The following is a 265-nucleotide window of genomic DNA, read 5'->3' on the forward strand; positions in this document are numbered from 1 at the left end:
GGGAACTTGGGGCAAGGGGCTGATATGGATAACCCTGCCGTTGCCGGCCTGGTCGCTGACATAGAGCGACTCGGCACTACTGGCGCTGTCCATGTGCCAGGCGACCACGGCGGGGGCAGCGTTTACGTTGCCTTTCTTCAATGCGTAATTTATCTGAACGTGGGCGGGTGGTGTCGTACCAGGGGTCGGTATCGGCAATACCGCATAGATGTGTCCATCGTCCGGGTAACGGTCGTCGACGATCCAGAGGTATCCCGATTTATCG

1 protein-coding gene is annotated in these 265 nt (G+C 58.5%); it reads right to left on the minus strand.

Annotation, left to right across the window (positions count from 1 at the left end; genetic code table 11):
• Window positions 1-265: hypothetical protein (locus SB847_RS21280; protein ID WP_410578633.1), on the minus strand; the 265-nt coding region annotated here is incomplete at both ends.

Origin of the sequence: Bacillus sp. SIMBA_026 (assembly GCF_046535335.1) — a bacterium.
Lineage (GTDB): Bacteria > Bacillota > Bacilli > Bacillales > Bacillaceae > Bacillus > Bacillus velezensis.